At 72.7% G+C, this 17,097-nt stretch carries 17 protein-coding genes; 11 read left to right on the top strand and 6 right to left on the bottom strand.

The window, feature by feature from the left end:
- Positions 1–9: 9 nt before the first annotated feature.
- The 9 genes from ACFUUZ_RS01375 (at position 10) to ACFUUZ_RS01335 (ending at position 8,832) form a co-directional block, all read left to right on the top strand.
- Positions 10–1,548 carry a pyridoxal phosphate-dependent decarboxylase family protein gene (locus ACFUUZ_RS01375; RefSeq protein ID WP_378691137.1) on the top strand — a complete coding sequence of 513 codons (1,539 nt, stop codon included), beginning with the start codon at positions 10–12 and terminating at the stop codon, positions 1,546–1,548.
- Positions 1,541–2,845, top strand: a complete 1,305-nt coding sequence (locus ACFUUZ_RS01370) for a lysine N(6)-hydroxylase/L-ornithine N(5)-oxygenase family protein (RefSeq protein ID WP_378691134.1) — start codon at positions 1,541–1,543, stop codon at positions 2,843–2,845. The genes ACFUUZ_RS01375 and ACFUUZ_RS01370 overlap by 8 nt, the downstream gene beginning before the upstream one ends.
- Before the next feature lie 11 nt (positions 2,846–2,856).
- Positions 2,857–3,105: an acyl carrier protein gene (locus ACFUUZ_RS01365; protein WP_378691131.1), complete on the top strand. Its 249-nt coding sequence runs from the start codon at positions 2,857–2,859 to the stop codon at positions 3,103–3,105.
- Positions 3,102–4,238, top strand: coding sequence for an acyl-CoA dehydrogenase family protein (locus tag ACFUUZ_RS01360; RefSeq protein ID WP_378691128.1), 1,137 nt, complete (start codon positions 3,102–3,104; stop codon positions 4,236–4,238). Before ACFUUZ_RS01365 ends, ACFUUZ_RS01360 begins: the two co-directional genes overlap by 4 nt.
- Positions 4,239–4,309: 71 nt before the next feature.
- A complete protein-coding gene (locus tag ACFUUZ_RS01355; protein ID WP_378691125.1) occupies positions 4,310–5,581 on the top strand; it encodes a wax ester/triacylglycerol synthase domain-containing protein in 1,272 nt (423 codons plus the stop codon).
- Positions 5,578–7,215, top strand: coding sequence for a long-chain-fatty-acid--CoA ligase (locus tag ACFUUZ_RS01350; protein ID WP_378691123.1), 1,638 nt, complete (start codon positions 5,578–5,580; stop codon positions 7,213–7,215). The genes ACFUUZ_RS01355 and ACFUUZ_RS01350 overlap by 4 nt, the downstream gene beginning before the upstream one ends.
- 226 nt (positions 7,216–7,441) lie before the next feature.
- Positions 7,442–8,125 (top strand): hypothetical protein, encoded by a 684-nt coding sequence (locus ACFUUZ_RS01345; protein WP_378691120.1) that lies wholly within the window; start codon positions 7,442–7,444, stop codon positions 8,123–8,125.
- Between the two features lie 48 nt (positions 8,126–8,173).
- Positions 8,174–8,569, top strand: coding sequence for a type II toxin-antitoxin system Phd/YefM family antitoxin (locus ACFUUZ_RS01340; protein ID WP_378691117.1), 396 nt, complete (start codon positions 8,174–8,176; stop codon positions 8,567–8,569).
- Entirely contained in the window at positions 8,566–8,832 is a 267-nt protein-coding gene (locus tag ACFUUZ_RS01335; RefSeq protein ID WP_378691113.1) for a Txe/YoeB family addiction module toxin, read from the top strand. The genes ACFUUZ_RS01340 and ACFUUZ_RS01335 overlap by 4 nt, the downstream gene beginning before the upstream one ends.
- Here ACFUUZ_RS01335 and ACFUUZ_RS01330 read toward each other — a convergent pair whose 3' ends face one another.
- The 5 genes from ACFUUZ_RS01330 to ACFUUZ_RS01310 all read right to left on the bottom strand — a co-directional run bounded on the left by ACFUUZ_RS01330 (position 8,833) and on the right by ACFUUZ_RS01310 (position 12,509).
- Positions 8,833–9,624 carry an ABC transporter permease gene (locus ACFUUZ_RS01330; protein ID WP_378691110.1) on the bottom strand — a complete coding sequence of 264 codons (792 nt, stop codon included), beginning with the start codon at positions 9,622–9,624 and terminating at the stop codon, positions 8,833–8,835. It abuts the gene before it with no gap.
- Positions 9,621–10,397 carry an ABC transporter permease gene (locus ACFUUZ_RS01325; RefSeq protein WP_378691107.1) on the bottom strand — a complete coding sequence of 259 codons (777 nt, stop codon included), beginning with the start codon at positions 10,395–10,397 and terminating at the stop codon, positions 9,621–9,623. Before ACFUUZ_RS01325 ends, ACFUUZ_RS01330 begins: the two co-directional genes overlap by 4 nt.
- Positions 10,394–11,338: an ATP-binding cassette domain-containing protein gene (locus ACFUUZ_RS01320; RefSeq protein WP_378691104.1), complete on the bottom strand. Its 945-nt coding sequence runs from the start codon at positions 11,336–11,338 to the stop codon at positions 10,394–10,396. Before ACFUUZ_RS01320 ends, ACFUUZ_RS01325 begins: the two co-directional genes overlap by 4 nt.
- An 83-nt stretch (positions 11,339–11,421) precedes the next feature.
- Positions 11,422–11,994, bottom strand: coding sequence for a DUF1707 domain-containing protein (locus tag ACFUUZ_RS01315; RefSeq protein ID WP_378691102.1), 573 nt, complete (start codon positions 11,992–11,994; stop codon positions 11,422–11,424).
- Positions 11,995–12,047: 53 nt separating this feature from the next.
- On the bottom strand, positions 12,048–12,509 hold the full coding sequence (locus tag ACFUUZ_RS01310) for a hypothetical protein (protein WP_378691099.1): 462 nt from the start codon (positions 12,507–12,509) through the stop codon (positions 12,048–12,050).
- A gap of 248 nt (positions 12,510–12,757) precedes the next feature.
- Here ACFUUZ_RS01310 and ACFUUZ_RS01305 point away from each other — a divergent pair, with 248 nt between their 5' ends.
- Complete coding sequence (locus ACFUUZ_RS01305) at positions 12,758–14,947, top strand: MMPL family transporter (protein ID WP_378691499.1); 2,190 nt, start codon at positions 12,758–12,760, stop codon at positions 14,945–14,947.
- Here the strand turns inward: ACFUUZ_RS01305 and ACFUUZ_RS01300 are convergent.
- Positions 14,915–15,880, bottom strand: coding sequence for a helix-turn-helix transcriptional regulator (locus tag ACFUUZ_RS01300; protein ID WP_378691096.1), 966 nt, complete (start codon positions 15,878–15,880; stop codon positions 14,915–14,917). The genes ACFUUZ_RS01305 and ACFUUZ_RS01300 overlap by 33 nt on opposite strands.
- A 63-nt stretch (positions 15,881–15,943) precedes the next feature.
- Between ACFUUZ_RS01300 and ACFUUZ_RS01295 the strand changes: the two genes are divergently transcribed.
- The gene (locus ACFUUZ_RS01295) at positions 15,944–17,095 is read left to right on the top strand and encodes an epoxide hydrolase family protein (RefSeq protein WP_378691090.1); all 1,152 of its coding nucleotides are present in this window, start codon (positions 15,944–15,946) and stop codon (positions 17,093–17,095) included.
- Positions 17,096–17,097 lie beyond the last annotated feature (2 nt).

The following is a 17,097-nucleotide window of genomic DNA, read 5'->3' as shown; positions in this document are numbered from 1 at the left end:
GACTCCGACGTGTCACCTGAATCCGTGCCCCCGTGGGGGAGAGCGTCCCAGTTCGCCGGTCCCGGCGCGGGCTGGGCCGAGGTCGGCACCGGGCTGGCGCAGGTCGCCGCCGCGGTGCGGGACCGGCACCACGGCACCCCGCTGCCGTCGGGCGACCCGCTCGCCATGCTCGCCGCCGTCGCCGATGCGCTCGGCCCCGAGCGGATCCCGGAGCGCGGGGTCGGCCCGGCCACCGCGCTCAGCACGCTCGCCGAGCTGGTCGCCGCCTACGGCCTCGACCTGACACACCCGCTCACCGCCGCGCACCTGCAGCCGCCGCCGCTCACCGTCGCCGTGGTGGCGGACGCGCTGGCCAGCGCCACCAATGCCTCGCTGGACACCTACGACTCCGGCCCGGCCACGCTCGCCATCGAGCAGTGGACCATCAACGCGCTGGCCCGGCTGGCGGGCTTCACCGAGACCGCGGGCGGGGTCTTCGGGCCCGGCGGCTCCTACTCCAACCTGCTCGCGCTGCTCATCGCCAGGGACTACACCGCCGCCGGGCACGGCGTGAACACCAGGCAGGACGGGGTGGCCGGGCTGCACCGCCCGATCGTGCTCTGCTCCAGGGTCGCGCACTTCTCGGTGCACCGGGCCTGCGCCGCGCTCGGCCTCGGCGAGGCCGCGGCCATCCCGGTCCCGGTCGACGCCGAGCACCGGATGATCCCGGAGGCGCTGGACGCGCTCCTCACCGAGCTGGGCGCGAGCCACACCCCGGTCGCGGTGGTCGCCACCGCGGGCACCACCGACTTCGGCAGCGTCGACCCGCTGCCCGCCATCGCCGAGATCACCGCGCGGCACGGGGTCTGGATGCACGTCGACGCCGCCTACGGCTTCGGCTCGCTCTTCTCCGACCGGCTCGCCGGGCTGCTCACCGGCATCGAGCGCGCCGACTCCATCACCCTCGACCTGCACAAGGTGGGCTGGCAGCCCGCCGCGGCGAGCGTGCTGCTCCTCGCCGACCAGCAGCGCTTCGCCTCGCTGAACCGCTCGGTGGCCTACCTGAACCCGGACGACGACGTCGAGGCGGGCTACGGCGGGCTGCTCGGCCAGACCCTGCAGACCACCCGGCGCCCGGACGTGCTCAAGGTCGCCGCCACCTTCCTCGCCTACGGCCGCGGCGGGCTCGGGGCCATGCTGGAGACCTGCCACGACCTGGCCCGGTACGCCGAGCGGCGGATCGCCGCCGAGCCGCAGCTGGAGCTGGTCGCCTCGGTCACGCTCACCACCGTCGTCTTCCGCTACCGCTGCGAGGACCTGGACCTGGACCAGGTCAACGGCGAGCTGCGCAGGCGGCTGATCAGCTCCGGCACCGCGCTCATCGGCCGCACCCAGGTGCGGGTCGGCGGCGAGGGCGAGCCGCGCACCTGCGTGAAGCTCACCCTGCTCAACCCGGAGACCGCGGAGTCCGACATCGACGCGCTCTTCGACGAGCTGCTCCGGGTCGCGCTCGAGGTCGAGTCCGAGGCGCTGGAGCGCAGCGACGATATGGTGACGATCCATGAGTGATGTCGACATCCTCGCCGTCGGCTGCGGGCCGTTCAACCTCGGGCTGGCCGCGCTGGCCTCCACCGTCGACGACCTGAGCGTGCTCGTCGTCGACTCGGCGGACGAGTTCCGCTGGCACCCGGGGCTCATGTTCGACGAGGCCAAGCTGCAGGTCAGCTTCCTCTCCGACCTGGTGTCGCTGGTCGACCCGACACACCCGCTCTCCTTCCTCGGCTACCTCGCCGACGTGGACCGGCTCTACCCGTTCCTGGTGCGCGAGGACTTCTTCCCGACCCGGCGCGAGTACGAGGCGTACCTGCTGTGGGTGGTGCGGCGGCTGCCGTCGCTGCGCTGGCGTACCACCGTGGAGGAGGTGCGCTGGCTCGACGAGGACGGCGTCTTCGAGGTCACCGTGCGCTCGGCGGGCAACACCTCGACCATCAGGGCCGGGCACGTCGTGGTCGGCATCGGCACCGAACCGGCGCTGCCGCAGGCGCTCACGACCAGCTCGCCCGCGCTGGTGCACAGCGCCGACTACCTGGACCACCGGGAGCGCGCGCACGCCGCGGGCGCGGTGACGGTGATCGGGTCGGGGCAGTCCGGCGCGGAGATCGTCGCCGACCTGCTCGAGGCGAACATGTCCGGCGGCCCCGCGGTGCGCTGGTGGACCAGGACCCCGTGGTTCGCCCCGCTGGACTTCACCAAGCTCTCGCTGGAGATGACCACGCCCGCGTACATGGACTACTTCCACGGCCTGCCCGAGGAGACCAGGGACCAGGTGCGCGCCGGGCACTGGCAGTTCCACAAGGGCATCTCCTCGGAGACCCTGGAGCGGCTGCACGACCTGCTCTACCGCAGGCAGCTGCTGGAGAAGCTGCACCCGGTGCAGCTGCGCCAGGGCGTCGCGGTCGAGGGGCTCGACGTGCTCGACGACGGCGGGCTGCGGGTCCGCGGCAGGCACCTGGACACCGGCGCCGCGCTGGCGCACAGCACCGACCTGGTCATCGCCGCGACCGGGTACCAGCCACGACAGCCGGAATTCCTCGCGCCGCTCACCGACCGGCTGCACCGGGACGGCCGCGGCCGCCCGGTGATCGAGCGCAACCACTCGGTCGCCGCCGAGCCCGCGCTGGCGAACCGGCTCTTCGTCGCCGCCTCGGAGGCGCACGCCATCGGCGTCTCCGCGCCCAACCTCGACATCGGCGCGGTGCGCAATGCCAGGATCCTGAACGCCGTCGCGGGCCGCGAGGTCTACCGGTTGCAGCGGAACACGGCGTTCACCAGCTTCGGCGTCACCGACGACGACCTCTTCGAATAAGGAGCTCCACCATGTCCGATCACATCCGGGAAACGCTGCACAGCATCCTCGCCGAGGACCTCGACCTGCCGATGGCGGACGTCACCCCGTCCTCGCTGCTCATCGAGGACCTGGGGCTGGACTCGGTGGCCTTCGCCATCGGCGTCGTCGCCATCGAGGAGCGGCTCGGCGTGCAGCTCACCGACCGGGAGATGGCCGAGACGGCGTCCGTCGGCGAACTGGAGGAGCTGGTCCGGTCGAAGGCCGGCGTCTCCCGATGACCGCGTACGCCGAACTGCTGGACGCGGCCTTCGACGACCGCGTCCGGCAGTGGACCGAACAGGCCGAGCGGGAGGAGCGGTTCCCGCGCGCGCTGCTCGAGCACCTCGGCGCCGCCGGGGTCTTCGCGCACAAGTGGCGGGACCGCAAGATCACCGACCTCGGTGAGCACTTCGCGCTCGCGGGCAAGCTCGGCGAGCTGAACTCGGCGGGCATCGGCGTCGGGGTGAGCCTGCACGACTCGGCCATCGCCGTGCTGCGCCGCTTCGGCCGCACCGACTTCCTGCGCGACCTCGCCGAGCGGGCCATCCGCACCGAGGCGGTGCTCTGCATCGCCGCCTCCGAGGAGGCGGGCGGGTCGGACCTGCAGCACGTCGGCACCGTCATCGAGCCGCACGACGGCGGCTACCGGGTGACCGGGCACAAGAAGTACGTCTCGCTCTCGCCGATCGCCGACCAGATCCTGGTCGTCGGCCGGGCGCCGGGCGGCGCCGAGGGCAATGTCGCGCTGGCCATGGTGCCGACCGCGCAGGTCGACATCGCCACCCCGTACCGCAAGCTCGGCGCGGGCCCGCTGGACACCGCCGCCGTCACCATCGACACCTGGGTGCCCGCCGAGGCGCTGGTCGCCCGCGCGGGCACCGGGCTCGCGGTGATCAGCTGGGGGCTGGCGCACGAGCGCTACTCGGTGGCCGGGCAGATCGCCGCCGCCTGCGAGGCCATGCTCGGCATCACGCTGGCCCGCATGATGAACCGCACCCAGTTCGGCAAGCGGCTCTACGACCACCAGGCGCTCCGGCTGCGCGTCGCGGACCTGCAGGCCCGCACCGACCTGCTGCGCTACGCGCTGGCCGGGGTCGCCACGGAGGGCAAGATCAACCTGCGCACCGCGGCCGCACTCAAGGTGACCGCCGCGCACCTCGGCACCGAGGTCGCCTCGGAGTGCCTGCACATCTTCGGCGGCTCCGGCTACCTGGAGTCCGAGACGCCGATCGGCCGCTGGTGGCGCGACATGAAGCTGGCCAGGGTCGGCGGCGGCACCGACGAGGTGCTCTGGGAGCTGGTCGCCGCGGCCATGCAGCCCGACCAGGAAGGCTACGAAGCGATGTACTCCAGTGAGGGGGCACCGGCATGAGCGAGTCAGGCCCGGAGGCGGGAGCGCAGCGTAACCACGGAGGGCCCTCGCTCGTGCCCGGAGGAGACAGCATGAGCAGTCCCGTCGAACTCGCCCCGGCCGACTTCACCTACCTGCACCTGGACACCGCGCGCAGCCCCATGCACTGGGCCATGGTGCTGGAGCTGGCGCCCGGCCCGCAGCTGCACATCGACGAGGTGCGGGCCAGGGTGCGCGAGCGGGTGCGGCTCTTCGACATCTTCCGGCTCGGCGTCCGCAACGGCCGCTGGCGGCGCGCGGAGGTGGTGCTCACCGAGCAGGTCGACATCGACCGGCACGTCACCCCCGCCGCGTACACCGACGCCGCCGACCTGCACCGGCAGATTGCCACGCTGCACGAGACCGCGCTGCCCCGCCCCGAACCCTTCTGGCACATCACGCTCTTCACCCCCGCGGACACCGGGGTGCAGTACGTGCTGCTCCGGGTGCACCACGCGCTCTCCGACGGCATCGCGGGCGCCGCCTTCGCCGCGCTGCTCGCCGACGGCAGCGCCGAGGACCTCACCGAGTTCGAGCGCTTCGCCACCAGCCCGCGCTACCGGATCGCCGAGATCGAGCCGGAGGTGCTGAAGGCGTCGAAGACCGCTTTCGAGGAGCACTGGAAGGCGGGCGCCGCCGGGCGGGCCTGGCCCAAGCTGACCGGCACCGGCCGCAGGGAGGTGGCGCTGACCAGCGCCTCGACCCGCGACCTGCGCCGGGCCGCGCGCAACCACGGTGCCTCGGTGCACGAGTTCCTGCTCGCCGCCATCGGCAGCGCGCTGAGCCTGGCGCCGCCGCGCGGCACCGGCTCCGAGCAGCTCCGGGTGACGCTGCCGGTCACGCACGACCAGGCGTTCCGGCACACCGGCAATGCCGTGCTGGTCTCGCTGGTCAACCTGTTGGGCTCCGAGCCCGCCCTGGACAAGCAGCTGGAGCGGGCCCGCGCCGAGCTGGCCTTCGTCGCCGCCGAGCGCCCCGAGCTCTCGCTCGCCGCCACCGACAACGCGCCGAAGATCCCGTGGCCGGTGCACCGCGCCATCGCTGGCGCCTCCATGAAGCGGATGAGCCCGGACATCCACATCGGCATCAACCCCGGCTTCTCCAAGGTCCGCGCGGTGCTCGGCACCCCGATCGCCACGCTGACCCCGATCTCCCCGCTGGTCGGCTACTCGTTCTCGGTAACCAGCCTGATCCTGGGCGGCCGCACCTCGTTCGGCATCGTCACCGATCCCGCGGCGCTGGCCGACGGCTACGCCGTGACCTTCGTCGAGAACTTCGACCGGGTGCTGCGCGAAGCAGCCGTGCAGGAAGGCGCGAACCGATGAGCAGGCTCACCGACATCCTCTTCGGGCAGCCGCCCTCGGAGATCTCCGGGCTGTGGAGCGGCGACGACGCCGAGTCGCTGACCTACCGCACCTGGGCGCAGATCCAGGACGCCGCCCGCCGCGCCGCCACCGGCCTCGCCGCGGCGGGCGTCGGGCCAGGCAGCTCGGTGACGATCCTGGCGGGCAACGCCGCCGACGTCGCGGTGCTGGTGCAGGCCACCTGGCTGCGCGGCGCCGCCTTCACCATGCTGCACCAGCCGACCCCGCGCACCGACCTGGCCAAGTGGCTGGAAGACACCCGCGCGGTGGTCCGGATGTTGGACGCCGCGGTGGTCGCGGTCGGCGCGCCCTTCACCGACGTGGTGCGCGAACTCGACCTCGGCGCGCCGATCGTGGTGGTCGACGAGCTCACCGCGAACCCGACCCCGGCCGAGCCGGTGCTGACCGTCGGCGCCGACCTCTGCATCCTGCAGCTCACCTCCGGCACCACCGGGGTGCCGAAGGCGGTCGCCATCACCGGCGACAACATCATGCAGAACCAGACGGCCATGGCCGACGCCGCCGGGTTCCGCCCCGGCGACATCGTGGTCAGCTGGCTGCCGCTCTACCACGACATGGGCATGATCGGCATGCTGGTCATGCCCATGGTGGCGCGGGCCACCGCCGTCATCACCAACCCGCTGGCCTTCCTGAAGAACCCGCTCTCCTGGGCCGAGATGATCGGCCGCTTCGGCGGGCACGTCACCGCGGCGCCGAACTTCGCCTACTCGGTGCTGGCGCGGCGGCTGCGCCGGGCCCCCGACGGCGCCTACGACCTCTCCTCGCTGCGCGTCGCGGTGAACGGCGCCGAGGTGGTCGACCAGGCCACCCTGGACGAGTTCAGTGCCGAGGCCGCGCGGTTCGGGCTGCGGCCGGAGGCGCTGATGCCCGCCTACGGCATGGCCGAGACCACGCTCGCGGTCTCGTTCACCAGGATGCGCGAGCGCTTCACCGTGGACGTCATCGACGCCGCGCAGGCCGAGCGCACCGGCGCCGTCGTCCGCGCGGAGCTCGAGAAGCCGCGCACCCTGGTCCGGCTCGGCCCGCCGGTGCCCGGTATCGAGCTGCGCGTCGTCGACGAGCACGGCACCGAGCAGCCCGCCGACCGGATCGGCACCATCCTGGTCCGCGGCAAGGCCGTGACCGCCCGCTACCTCGGCCCGGACGGCTACACCGCCGCGCAGGACGCCGACGGCTGGCTCGACACCGGCGACCTCGGCTACGTCACCGCCGACGGCGACGCCGTCGTCACCGGCCGCAAGAAGGACGTCATCATCGTCGCGGGCCGCAATATCGCCCCCACCGTGGTCGAGCGCGCCGCCGCCGGGATCGCGGGCGTCCGCCCCGGCAGCGTCGCCGCGCTCGGCATCCAGCTGCCCAGCATGGCGCGCGAGGGGATCGCGGTGATCGCCGAATCGGAGTCCGCCGGGGACACCGACGAGAGCGAGCGGATCCGCAAGGAGGTGGCGCGGGCGGTGCACGACGAGGTCGGGATCGCGCCCGCGGTCGTGGTCATCGTGCAGAAGGGGGCGCTGCCCAAGACGCCGTCCGGGAAGTTGCGCCGGTCGTCGGCGGCGAGCCTCATCCCGAGCTGACCCGGTTTTCCCGGCCCGCCCGGTCCCCGCGCTGTCGGCGCGGTGGCCGGGCGGTGCCGTAGGAGGCGCGGGCGCGTGTCCAGCGTGCCCTCGGCGATCGGCACCCCGCGGGCGGTGGTGTTCCGCGGCTCCGACCGCATCGGACGAAACCGCTGTGCCCGAGCGGAATCGGCGCGCGGACCGCTACCCTGTCGTCCAGCACTACCCCGTCGGACGTTGGACGCCCATGAGATCGAGCAGGCCGGATCCGGCCCTCCGCACCCCGCCCGAACCCGCCCGCGAGTGGCGCGAGACCAGGCTCCGGCTCCGCTGGGTCGCGCTGCGCGCGTGGGGCGCCCTGCTCGGCACGCTCGCGCTCGGCCCCGCCTGCGGCGTCCTGCTCTACCTGGAGTCCACCGCGAGCACCCCGGGTCCGCAGCGCCTGGCCGCCACCGCCGCCACCTTCACCGGCGCCGCCTTCGTCCTCTGGACCCTCGTCCTCGCGCTCCCGCTCTTCCTGCGCTACCGGCGCCGCCGCCGCGCCCTGCGCCGCCCGTGGCAGCAGTTCTGGTTCGAGCACGTGCCGGAGGACGGCCGGGACTGGGTGATCCTCATCGATCTGGACGGCCAGGTGGCGGGCAGCCTGGTGCTGCGCTCGCGCGGCGGCACCGCGGGCGCGCTGCTCGACTCCGCGGGCGACGCCATCTGGTTCGCGGGCAACCCGGCCCGCTTCGGCGTCCTCTCCCGCCCCGGCGGCCTCGACCTGCACGACGCCCGCCGACCCCGCCTCCGCAAACCCCCGGCCCCCGCCGCACCCACCCCGCCCGACGACCGCTTCGACCCACCCACCGCCGTCTTCACCATGATCCGCGACGGTGACCGCGTCGTCATGCGCGCCGCCGACGGAACCGGAGCCCGGCGCAGCCTCTGACCTTCTTGTACGATATCTCGTACAAGATTGCTGCGAGGAGTCGAGCCCATGCCGTCGCTACCTATTTCCACTGTCCGTCAGAATCTGTTCGGGCTGGTCCAGCAGGTGAACGACGATCACGACCCACTCACCGTGGTTACCAAGACCGGGGAGAACGCCGTCCTGGTGGCCGAGTCCGACTGGAACTCGCTGCTGGAGACGCTCTACGTGCTGCGCACGCACGGCGGGGTGCAGCTGCTGAAATCCGCCGAGGACGCTCGCGAGGGGCGCACCGAGGCGCGAGACCTCCTGGACCCGGACGCGCCCACGGTCGCCGAGCCGCAGGCGACGGGGACCGTGGTGGCCGCTCTGGAGCTGGTCAGAGCAGGCCTCGCCGAAGGCGCCTCCACCGAGCAGCTCACCGCGATCGTCCAGCGCGAAATCGACCGGCACGGCACCCCGTGACCGATCGCAAACTGTCCCTCACCGGCCAGGGCTGGCGCAGCTACGCTGCCTGGCTCACCCGCGATCGCCAGATCCTGAAGGCGGCGAACAAGATGATCGACGCGACCCTCGCCGACCCGTTCGCCGGTATCGGCAAGCCCGAGCGGCTGAAATACCAGCTCGCCGGGAACTGGTCGCGCCGGATCACCCAGGAACACCGGCTCGTCTACTACGTCACCGACACCGAGATCGTGGTGATCCAGGTCGGCACGCACTACGAGTGACTACCGCTGCTCCGCCGCCCGCCGATACCCGCGCACCGCGAGTGGCCCGAAGACCGCGATCAACCCGACCGTCCACAGCACCGTGGTGACGAAGGGGGCGAGGACGGGCCCGCCCTCGGTGAGCCCGCGCACGGCGTCGATGGCGGGCGTCATGGGCTGGTGCCGGACGAAGGGCTGGATCCAGCCCCAGTACTGGTCGACCGGGGCGAAGCCGCCGTTGAAGAAGAGCAGGAGCAGGAAGAGGCCGCCGAGCTGCTGCACCGCGCCCTTGCCGGAGGCGACGGTGGCGAGCGCGAGGACCGGGACGGCGATCCCGACCCCGAAGATCATCGGGACGAGGAGCGCGCCGACGCCCGCGAGCACGCCGTGCTCGAAGCGGAAGCCGAGCGGCACCGCGACCGCGAAGAGCACCGCGGTGGCGAGCCCGGCGCGCACCGCCTCGGCGAGCAGCCTGCCCGCGATGAACCCGGCCCGCGGCACCGGCAGCGTCCACATGCGGGCGAGCAGCCCGGTGTCGCGCTCGTGGATGAGCGTGATGGCGGTGGCGAGCGTGCCGAAGAGCGCGCCGACCAGCGCGACCAGCCCGGTGTTGCCGTAGACGCTGTCGCCGCCGCCCATGGTGGTGACGGTCTCGCCGAGCACCAGCTGGAACATGAGCAGCATGAAGGCCGGGAAGACCAGCGACTGCACCACGATCCCCGGATCGCGCGACCAGGTGCGCAGCAGCGCGCCCGCCTGCACCAGGGACTGCTGAACCAGCGGCACCGCGCGCCGCTCCTGCCAGGTGATCACCGGTTCACCTGCGCTCGGCCCGCCGCGACGATGGCCGCCGTCCCGGCGAGGAGCAGCCCGGCGGTCCAGGCCAGTACCGCGGTCAGCTCGGGGCCGGAGCCCGCCGCGAGGCCGCGCAGCGCATCGGTGAAGACCGACATCGGCTGGTTCCGTACGAAGGGCTGCGCCCACTCCGGGAACCCCTCCGCAGGCACGAGTCCGGTGGAGGCGAGGACCAGGATGAGCTGCGGGATCATCAGCACCGTCGCCACCGACACCGCATTGCGCGCCACCGAGCCTGCCGCGTCGGTGAGCATGCTGAGCGACAGCCCGAACGCCACCACGAAGAACGCGAAGAGCGCGGTGTCGGCGAGCGACCCCTCGAACCGGAAGCCGAGCGCGTGCCCGATGCCGAGCCCGGCGGCCAGGGTCAGCAGCATCCGCACCACCACCCAGGCCATCCGGCCGAGGAAGGGGGCGGTGCGCGGGATGGGCAGCGACATCATCCGCTCGTGCATCCCGGCCCGCGCGTCGTTGCCCGCGATCTCGGTGGCGGTGATGGCGGTGAAGATCCCGGCCTGCAGCAGGATGATCGGGGTGATGAACTGCGCGTAGTCGCCGCCCGCGCGCTCGAACTGCCGGTGCAGCGGCCCGTAGAAGCAGACGAAGAAGACGATCGGCCCGAAGACCGCGAAGAGCACCTCGCCGGAGCGCAGCGCGGCCAGGATCTTCTGCCTGGCCAGGGTGCCGGTGGCCGGGAGCAGCCCGACCGACGCGCGGGCGGCCGCGGTCACGGCGTCACCTCGGTGAGCTGCAGGAAGACCTCGTCCAGCGAGGGCTGGCGGAGCCCGATGTCGACCACCTCGATGCCCGCGCCGCCCAGCCGGGCGATGGCGTCGGCGACCGTGGACATGCCCTGCGGCGCCCGGAACACCAGCCTCGGGTGCGCCTGGTTCTCCTCCGCCTCGACCAGCTCCAGCTCGGCGAGCAGCTCGCGCACCCGCGCGATGTCGCCGCGGTGCGCCAGCGTGACCTCGCAGACGGCGGCGCCCGCCTCCTTCTTCAGGCTGCCCGGGGTGCCTGCGGCGACGATGCTGCCGCGGTTCAGCATGACGATGTGGTCGGCGAGCCGGTCCGCCTCCTCCAGGTACTGGGTGGTGAGCAGCACGGTGATGCCCTCGCCCCGCAACCCGGCGACGGTGTCCCAGACCGCGGCGCGGCTGCGCGGGTCCAGCCCGGTGGTCGGCTCGTCCAGGAACAGCACCTCCGGCCGGGTGACCAGCGCGCTCGCGATATCGACCCGGCGGCGCATACCGCCGGAGAGCGCACCGACCCGCCGGTCGCGCACCGCGCCGAGGTCGAACTGCTCGACCAGCTCGGCGGTCCTTGTCTTCAGCTGCTTCCCGCCGAGCCCGGTGAGCCTGCCGAAGACGGCGAGGTTCTCGACCGCGCTCAGCCCCTCGTCCAGGGCGGCGTACTGCCCGGTCAGCGAGACCAGCTCGCGCACCCTGGCGGCCTCGGCGACCACGTCGTGGCCGCAGATCCGCGCGCTCCCCGCGGTCGGCCGCTGCAGCGTGGCGAGCAGGGTCACCGTGGTGGTCTTGCCACTGCCGTTCGGGCCGAGCAGCCCGAGCACCTCCCCGCGGGCCACCTCGAAGGAGACACCGCCGAGCGCCGTCACCTCGCCGTATTTCTTGACCAGACCACTGATTTCGATCGCCGGTACCGTCGACACCCTCACTCCTGGTTCCGCCCGCACTTGTTCAGGGCAGGCTAACCTAAGCTATCGGAGATCGGCGGGCGAGACCAGCCCGCGGGTCAGGATCCGTCGCGCTTGCCCTCCAGCTCGCGGATGCGCGCGTCGGCCTGCTCCAGCCGCTTGCGCCGCGACTTCGCGTCGGCCTTCTTGAGCTTCTCGTACATCTCCTCGTCCTCGTCCCCGAAGTGGTAGATGAGCCGGGGCACCGAGAGCGTCAGCACCAGCGACGGCCAGACCAGCCAGGCCCAGCTCCAGCCGACGGGGAACTGCAGGACCAGGAAGACCACCAGGGTGAGGCCGAGGACCACCCCGTCGATCGTCTCCACCACCTTGCCGCGGTGGCGCAGCGATTCCAGCTCGGCGGCGGGCGATTCCTCCTGCTTCGCGAGCGCGGCCTGCTGCGCCGCGCCGACCCGCTCGATCGCCCCGTCCGCCGCGCGCAGCGGCACCCCGCCGGGCAGCCCGCGGAAGGACTCGTGCAGCGCGCCGAGGGTCCGCCCGGCGGCGATCGCGCCGGAGCGCTCGTAGAACTCGTCCCCGTCGAGCCGCCCCGCCGCGTAGTGCTCGCCGAGGACATTGAGCGCGTGCAGCCGCTCCTCGTCGCTGAGCCGGATGTCGTCACCGTCGGTCATCGTCGCGCTCCGCTGTGGTGGTTGGACCGTCACCGCCGATGGTAGGCGCGAATTCAGGCGCAGTGCACGAGGAACCGCGTCGACGCGGGCTCGCCGAGCTTGACCACCACGGTGGTGCTCGCGACCTCGTTCGGGTGGCAACCGCCGGGCACCGAGAGCACCGTCGCCCGGTAGCAGCCCGCCTCGGTGACGGGGTGCGTGGCGGTGCCGTCGCGTCCGGTCTCCACCGTGGCCAGCTCGGTGTCGGTGTCGCAGGTGGTGATCCGCACCCGGACGTCCGGGACGCCGAACATCTCGGTGCCGGTACCCGCCTTGATCGTGATCGGCGTTCCGCCGGTCGTGGTGCTCGGCGCGGCGCCGCTCGTGCCCGCGGGGGTGCCCGAACTCGGCTGGGCGCCGGTGGTCAGCGACGATCCGGCCGCGGCCGTGGTGGTGCCCGCCATGTCGTCGGCGGCGCAGCCGGTCAGGGCCGCCGCACCCGTGAGCAGGGATACGGCCAGCAACGCGGAGCGCATGGCTCTCCTTCCGATCCGGCGCGACCACCGCGCCGCCTGCCACTGTAGGTACCCCGGCGGCCGGTTCGGCACGCTTCTTGACAATCCCCGCCTTTCCCGCCGAAAGCGCTACCAGCGGATATCCCGCGTGTGGCCGCGCGGGGGCGTGGCATCGGCGGTCAGCCGGGCGGGGCGGGGGAACTCGGCTGCCCCGATGATCCGTTCGGGGTAGCGGAGCTGCTCGAGACGGACGGAAGGTGGTGGGCCGGTTGTTCGCCTGGTGGGGCGCACGGGTCTCGCGATGGCGGTGGCCGGTGATCGGACTGGTCGCGGCGGCCATGCTGGCGCTGGCGGCGTACGGCGCCGGGCACGCGAACCGGCTCAGCGAGGGCGGCATGTTCGACCCCGGCTCGGAGTCGGCGCTGGCCGGGCAGTTGGCCGACGCCGCGTTCGGGCGCAACCACGACGTGGACGTGGTGCTCCTCTACACCGCGCCCGCCGGGAAGACGGTGGACGACCCGGCGTTCACGGCCGCGGTGACCGGCAGCCTGAACGCGCTGCCCCGCGCGCACCCGGACCGGATCGCGGGGGTGAACGCCGCCTACTGGCCCACCGAGACCGGCAGGCTCAGCGGCGCCGCGGCCGCCACCGCGGACCGGCGCATGGCGGTCGCCTCGATCGCGCTGCGCGGCGAGACCGACACCGAGGTGCTGCGCAACTACCGGGCGGTGCAGGGCGCCTTCGCGATTCCGGGCGTCGACGTCGAGGTCGGCGGGTTGCAGCCGGTCGCGGGGGCGCTGAACGACACCATCGCCGCCGACATCCACCGGATGGAGTTGCTCGCCTTCCCCGCGGTCGGGGTGCTGCTGTTCTTCGTGTTCGGCGGGCTGGTGGCGGCGGCGCTGCCGCTGGTCGTCGGCGGGCTCACGGTCTTCGGCGCCTTCGGCATCGTGCGCGGCCTCACGCACGTGGCCGAGGTGAACTCCTTCGTCTCCCCGGTGGTCTCGATGATCGGGCTCGGCCTGGCGATCGACTACGGGCTGTTCATCGTGAGCCGGTTCCGCGAAGAACTGGCCGAGGGGAACGACACCGCGGCCGCGGTCCGGCGCACGGTGACCACCGCGGGGCGCACCGTGGTGTTCTCCGCGACCATGATCGTGGCGAGCCTGGGCGGGCTACTGCTCTTCCCGCAGACCTTCCTGAAGTCCATCGGCTACGGCGCCATGGCCACGGTCACCATGGCGGCGCTCACCGCGGTCACCATCCTGCCCGCGCTCCTGGCGGCGCTGGGCAGGCGGATCGACGCCTTCGGGCTGCCGCGGTTCGCCCGCACCCGCACCGCGGCCGAGGTGGAGGCGGGCTTCTGGGGGCGGCTCACCCGCTGGGTGATGCGGCACCCGGTGCAGATCGCGGTGCCGCTGGTGCTGCTGCTCGCCCTCCTGATCGTGCCGATGAAGAACCTGGCCTTCGGCGGGTTCAGCGAGAAGTACCTGCCGCCGGACAACCCGACCAGGCTGGCCCAGGCCGAGATCGACACCCACTTCCCGCTGCGCCGCTCGGACCCCATCGAGCTGGTCTTCACCGGCACCGACACCACCGCCATCGGGCGGCTGCTGACGCGGGCGAACGAAGCGCCGAACCTGGCCGAGCAGTTCACCCTGCCCAGCCGCTCCACCGTCGACCCCGCCGTCTTCCGCACCAGCGCGGTGCTCACCGACCCCGACGCCGCGGGCACCACCATCGAGCACCTGCGCGGGCTGGAGCAGCCCGCCGGGGTGCGCATGCTGGTCGGCGGCGTGCCGGCGATGCAGCACGACAGCATCGAGACCTTGCTGACCCGGATGCCGTGGATGATCGCGCTGGTCGTCCTGGTCACCACGGTGCTCATGTTCCTGACCTTCGGCTCGCTGATCCTGCCGATCAAGGCGGCGCTCATGAGCGCGCTCGGCCTCGGCTCCACGCTCGGCATCCTGACCTGGATCTTCGTCGATGGCCACGGCGCCGGGGTACTGAACTTCACGCCGCAGCCGATCCAGGCCAATGTCCTGGTGGTGATCATGGCCGTGATCTACGGCCTCTCCACCGACTACGAGGTCTTCCTGCTCTCCCGTATGGTGGAGGCGCGGGCCCGCGGCGCCACCACCACCGACGCCGTGCGCAGCGGCACCGCGCAGACCGGCCGGATCATCACCGCCGCCGCGCTCATCCTGCTGGTCGTCGTCGGTGCCTTCGCCTTCTCCGACCTGGTGATGATGCAGTACATCGCCTACGGCATGATCGCCGCGCTGATCATCGACGCCACCGTGCTGCGCATGCTGCTGGTCCCCGCGGTCATGAAGCTGCTCGGTGACGACTGCTGGTGGGCGCCCGCCTGGATGAAGCGGGTGCAGCGCCGGGTGGGGCTGTCCGAGTCGGAGCCGGAGCGGTCAGCCCCGGTCCTGGTCGGGGAGCGCCGCTAGGCACCGATCGCCCAGCGCGCGCACCGACTCGACCAGTTCCGGTGGCCCCGTGACGGTGAAATCGACGTCCACCGCGGTGAGCATCCAGGCGAGTGCCCACGGCGAGTCGGCGCCGAGGTGCAGCCTGCTCCTGGCGTCGTCCACCGCCTCCAGCGTGCCCATGCCCGGCCAGATCCGGTCGGCGAGTTCGGCGGCGGAGGCGTGCAGGGTGACGGTCGCGCGGTGCGGCCAGGCGGCGACGGAGAGCCGCTGCGACAGGTAGGCCACGACATCGCCGCCCGGGATCTCGCGCGGGGTGAACCGGGGGCCGTTGGGGATGCGCGGGTGCACGCGGTCGACACGGAAGGAGCGCCAGTCCGCACGGTCGACATCCCAGCCGACCAGGTACCAGTGCCGGTTGAAATTCACCACCGCCTCCGGCTCGACGTCCCGGATGGTCTCGGCGCCCGCGTGGTCGCGGTAGTCGAAGCGCAGCCGCTCCCGGCGGTGCCTGGCGTCGGAGATCGCGATCAGGACGTTCGGGTCGACCCGCGGCGCGGCCCCGCTCACCCGGATCACGCTGCGCTGCAACGCCGTCAGCCGGTGCCGCAGCCGGGAGGGCAGCACCTGCTCCAGCTTGCTCAGCGCGCGCAGCGAGGCCTCCTCGATCCCGCTCACCGTTCCGCCGGTCACGGTGCGCAGCCCGACCGCGACCGCCAGCGCCTCCTCGTCGTCGAGCAGCAGCGGCGGCACCGTCGCGCCCGCCGCGAGCCGGTAGCCGGTGCTGCCCCGGGTGGCCTGCACTGGGTAGCCGAGCCCGCGCAGCCGCTCGATGTCGCGGCGCACGGTGCGCGCGCTGACGCCGAGCCTGCCCGCCAACTCGGTGCCCGCCCAGTCGCGCGGGGTCTGCAGCAGGCCGAGCAGCCGGAGCAGCCGGGCCGATGGATCGTTCACGAATCCCAGCATGCCATCCGGTTAGGACGGAATCCGGCCTAACCGGCTCCTAGTGTCGCCGGTATGAGCAGCATCGAGGAATTCCGGATCGACATCCCGCAGTCCGAGGTCGACGACCTGCGCGCCCGGCTCGCCGCCACCCGCTGGCCCGCCGAGCTGCCCGGTGTCGGCTGGAGCTACGGCATTCCCACGAGTTACGTCCGCGAACTGGCCGAGTACTGGCGCACCGGCTTCGACTGGCCGGCGCAGGAGCGGGCGCTCAATGAGATTCCGCAGTTCGTCACCGAGATCGACGGGCAGCGGCTGCATTTCGCACACGTCAGGTCGACGGTCCCGGACGCCACCCCGCTGGTGCTGGTGCACGGCTGGCCGTTCGCCGACTTCCGCGCGGTGATCGACCCGCTCACCGACCCGGTCGCACACGGCGGCACCGAGCGCGACGCCTTCCACCTGGTCATCCCGACCCTGCCCGGATTCGGCTTCTCCGGGCCGACGGGGGTGCCCGGTGCGGCCGCCACCGAGCGCTCGGCGGTGCTGATCGCCGAGCTCATGGCCCGGCTCGGCTATGAAAAGTACGGCGCGCAGGGCGGCGACGCGGGCTCGTTCGTCGCGCCGGAGCTGGGCCGGATCGCGCCGGAGCGGGTGCTCGGCGTGCACCTCAACGACCCGATCACCATCCCGGCCTGGGACGACGACGGCTCCGGGTACTCCGCCGCCGACCGCGAGAAGCTCGCCGCGCTGCAGGACTGGAGCAGCAGCGACACCTCCGGGTACGCGGGCATCCACGCCACCCGCCCGCAGACCCTCGCCCCGGCCATCACCGACTCGCCCGCCGGGCTGCTGGCCTGGACGCTCGACGTGGTGCACACCTACATGGACCCGGCGCACGAGCTGCCCGATCAGGCCATCGACCGGGACGCCATGCTCACCGCGATCAGCGTGCTCTGGTTCACCGCCACCGCGGGCTCCTCCCTGCTGCTCTACAGGGAGTCCGAATCCTGGGGTGCCGCCCTTGCCGCCTCCGGGGTGCCGACCGGTGTCGCGGTCTTCCCGAGCGGCAAGGCGGTCGTGCGCGGCATCGCCGAGAAGCAGCACACCGTCGTCCGGTGGACGGAGTTCGACCGCGGCGGCCACTTCGCCCCGATGGAGACCCCCGACCTGCTGGTCCAGGATCTCCGCTCCTTCTTCGGCGGGCTGCGCGCGGGCGTAGCCTGACT

The sequence above is a fragment of the Nocardia sp. NPDC057353 genome, from assembly GCF_042667085.1.
GTDB lineage: Bacteria > Actinomycetota > Actinomycetes > Mycobacteriales > Mycobacteriaceae > Nocardia.
This window is presented reverse-complemented; position numbering and strand designations above follow the sequence as displayed.

What these genes read in the sequence shown, in the direction of transcription:
- ACFUUZ_RS01370 (WP_378691134.1), top strand. Translation starts at nt 1,541, where the DNA reads ATGAGTGATGTCGACATCCTCGCCGTCGGCTGCGGGCCGTTCAACCTC.
- ACFUUZ_RS01365 (WP_378691131.1), top strand. Translation starts at nt 2,857, where the DNA reads ATGTCCGATCACATCCGGGAAACGCTGCACAGCATCCTCGCCGAGGAC.
- ACFUUZ_RS01360 (WP_378691128.1), top strand. Translation starts at nt 3,102, where the DNA reads ATGACCGCGTACGCCGAACTGCTGGACGCGGCCTTCGACGACCGCGTC.
- ACFUUZ_RS01355 (WP_378691125.1), top strand. Translation starts at nt 4,310, where the DNA reads ATGAGCAGTCCCGTCGAACTCGCCCCGGCCGACTTCACCTACCTGCAC.
- ACFUUZ_RS01350 (WP_378691123.1), top strand. Translation starts at nt 5,578, where the DNA reads ATGAGCAGGCTCACCGACATCCTCTTCGGGCAGCCGCCCTCGGAGATC.
- ACFUUZ_RS01345 (WP_378691120.1), top strand. Translation starts at nt 7,442, where the DNA reads ATGAGATCGAGCAGGCCGGATCCGGCCCTCCGCACCCCGCCCGAACCC.
- ACFUUZ_RS01340 (WP_378691117.1), top strand. Translation starts at nt 8,174, where the DNA reads ATGCCGTCGCTACCTATTTCCACTGTCCGTCAGAATCTGTTCGGGCTG.
- ACFUUZ_RS01315 (WP_378691102.1), bottom strand. Translation starts at nt 11,994, where the DNA reads ATGACCGACGGTGACGACATCCGGCTCAGCGACGAGGAGCGGCTGCAC.
- ACFUUZ_RS01310 (WP_378691099.1), bottom strand. Translation starts at nt 12,509, where the DNA reads ATGCGCTCCGCGTTGCTGGCCGTATCCCTGCTCACGGGTGCGGCGGCC.
- ACFUUZ_RS01295 (WP_378691090.1), top strand. Translation starts at nt 15,944, where the DNA reads ATGAGCAGCATCGAGGAATTCCGGATCGACATCCCGCAGTCCGAGGTC.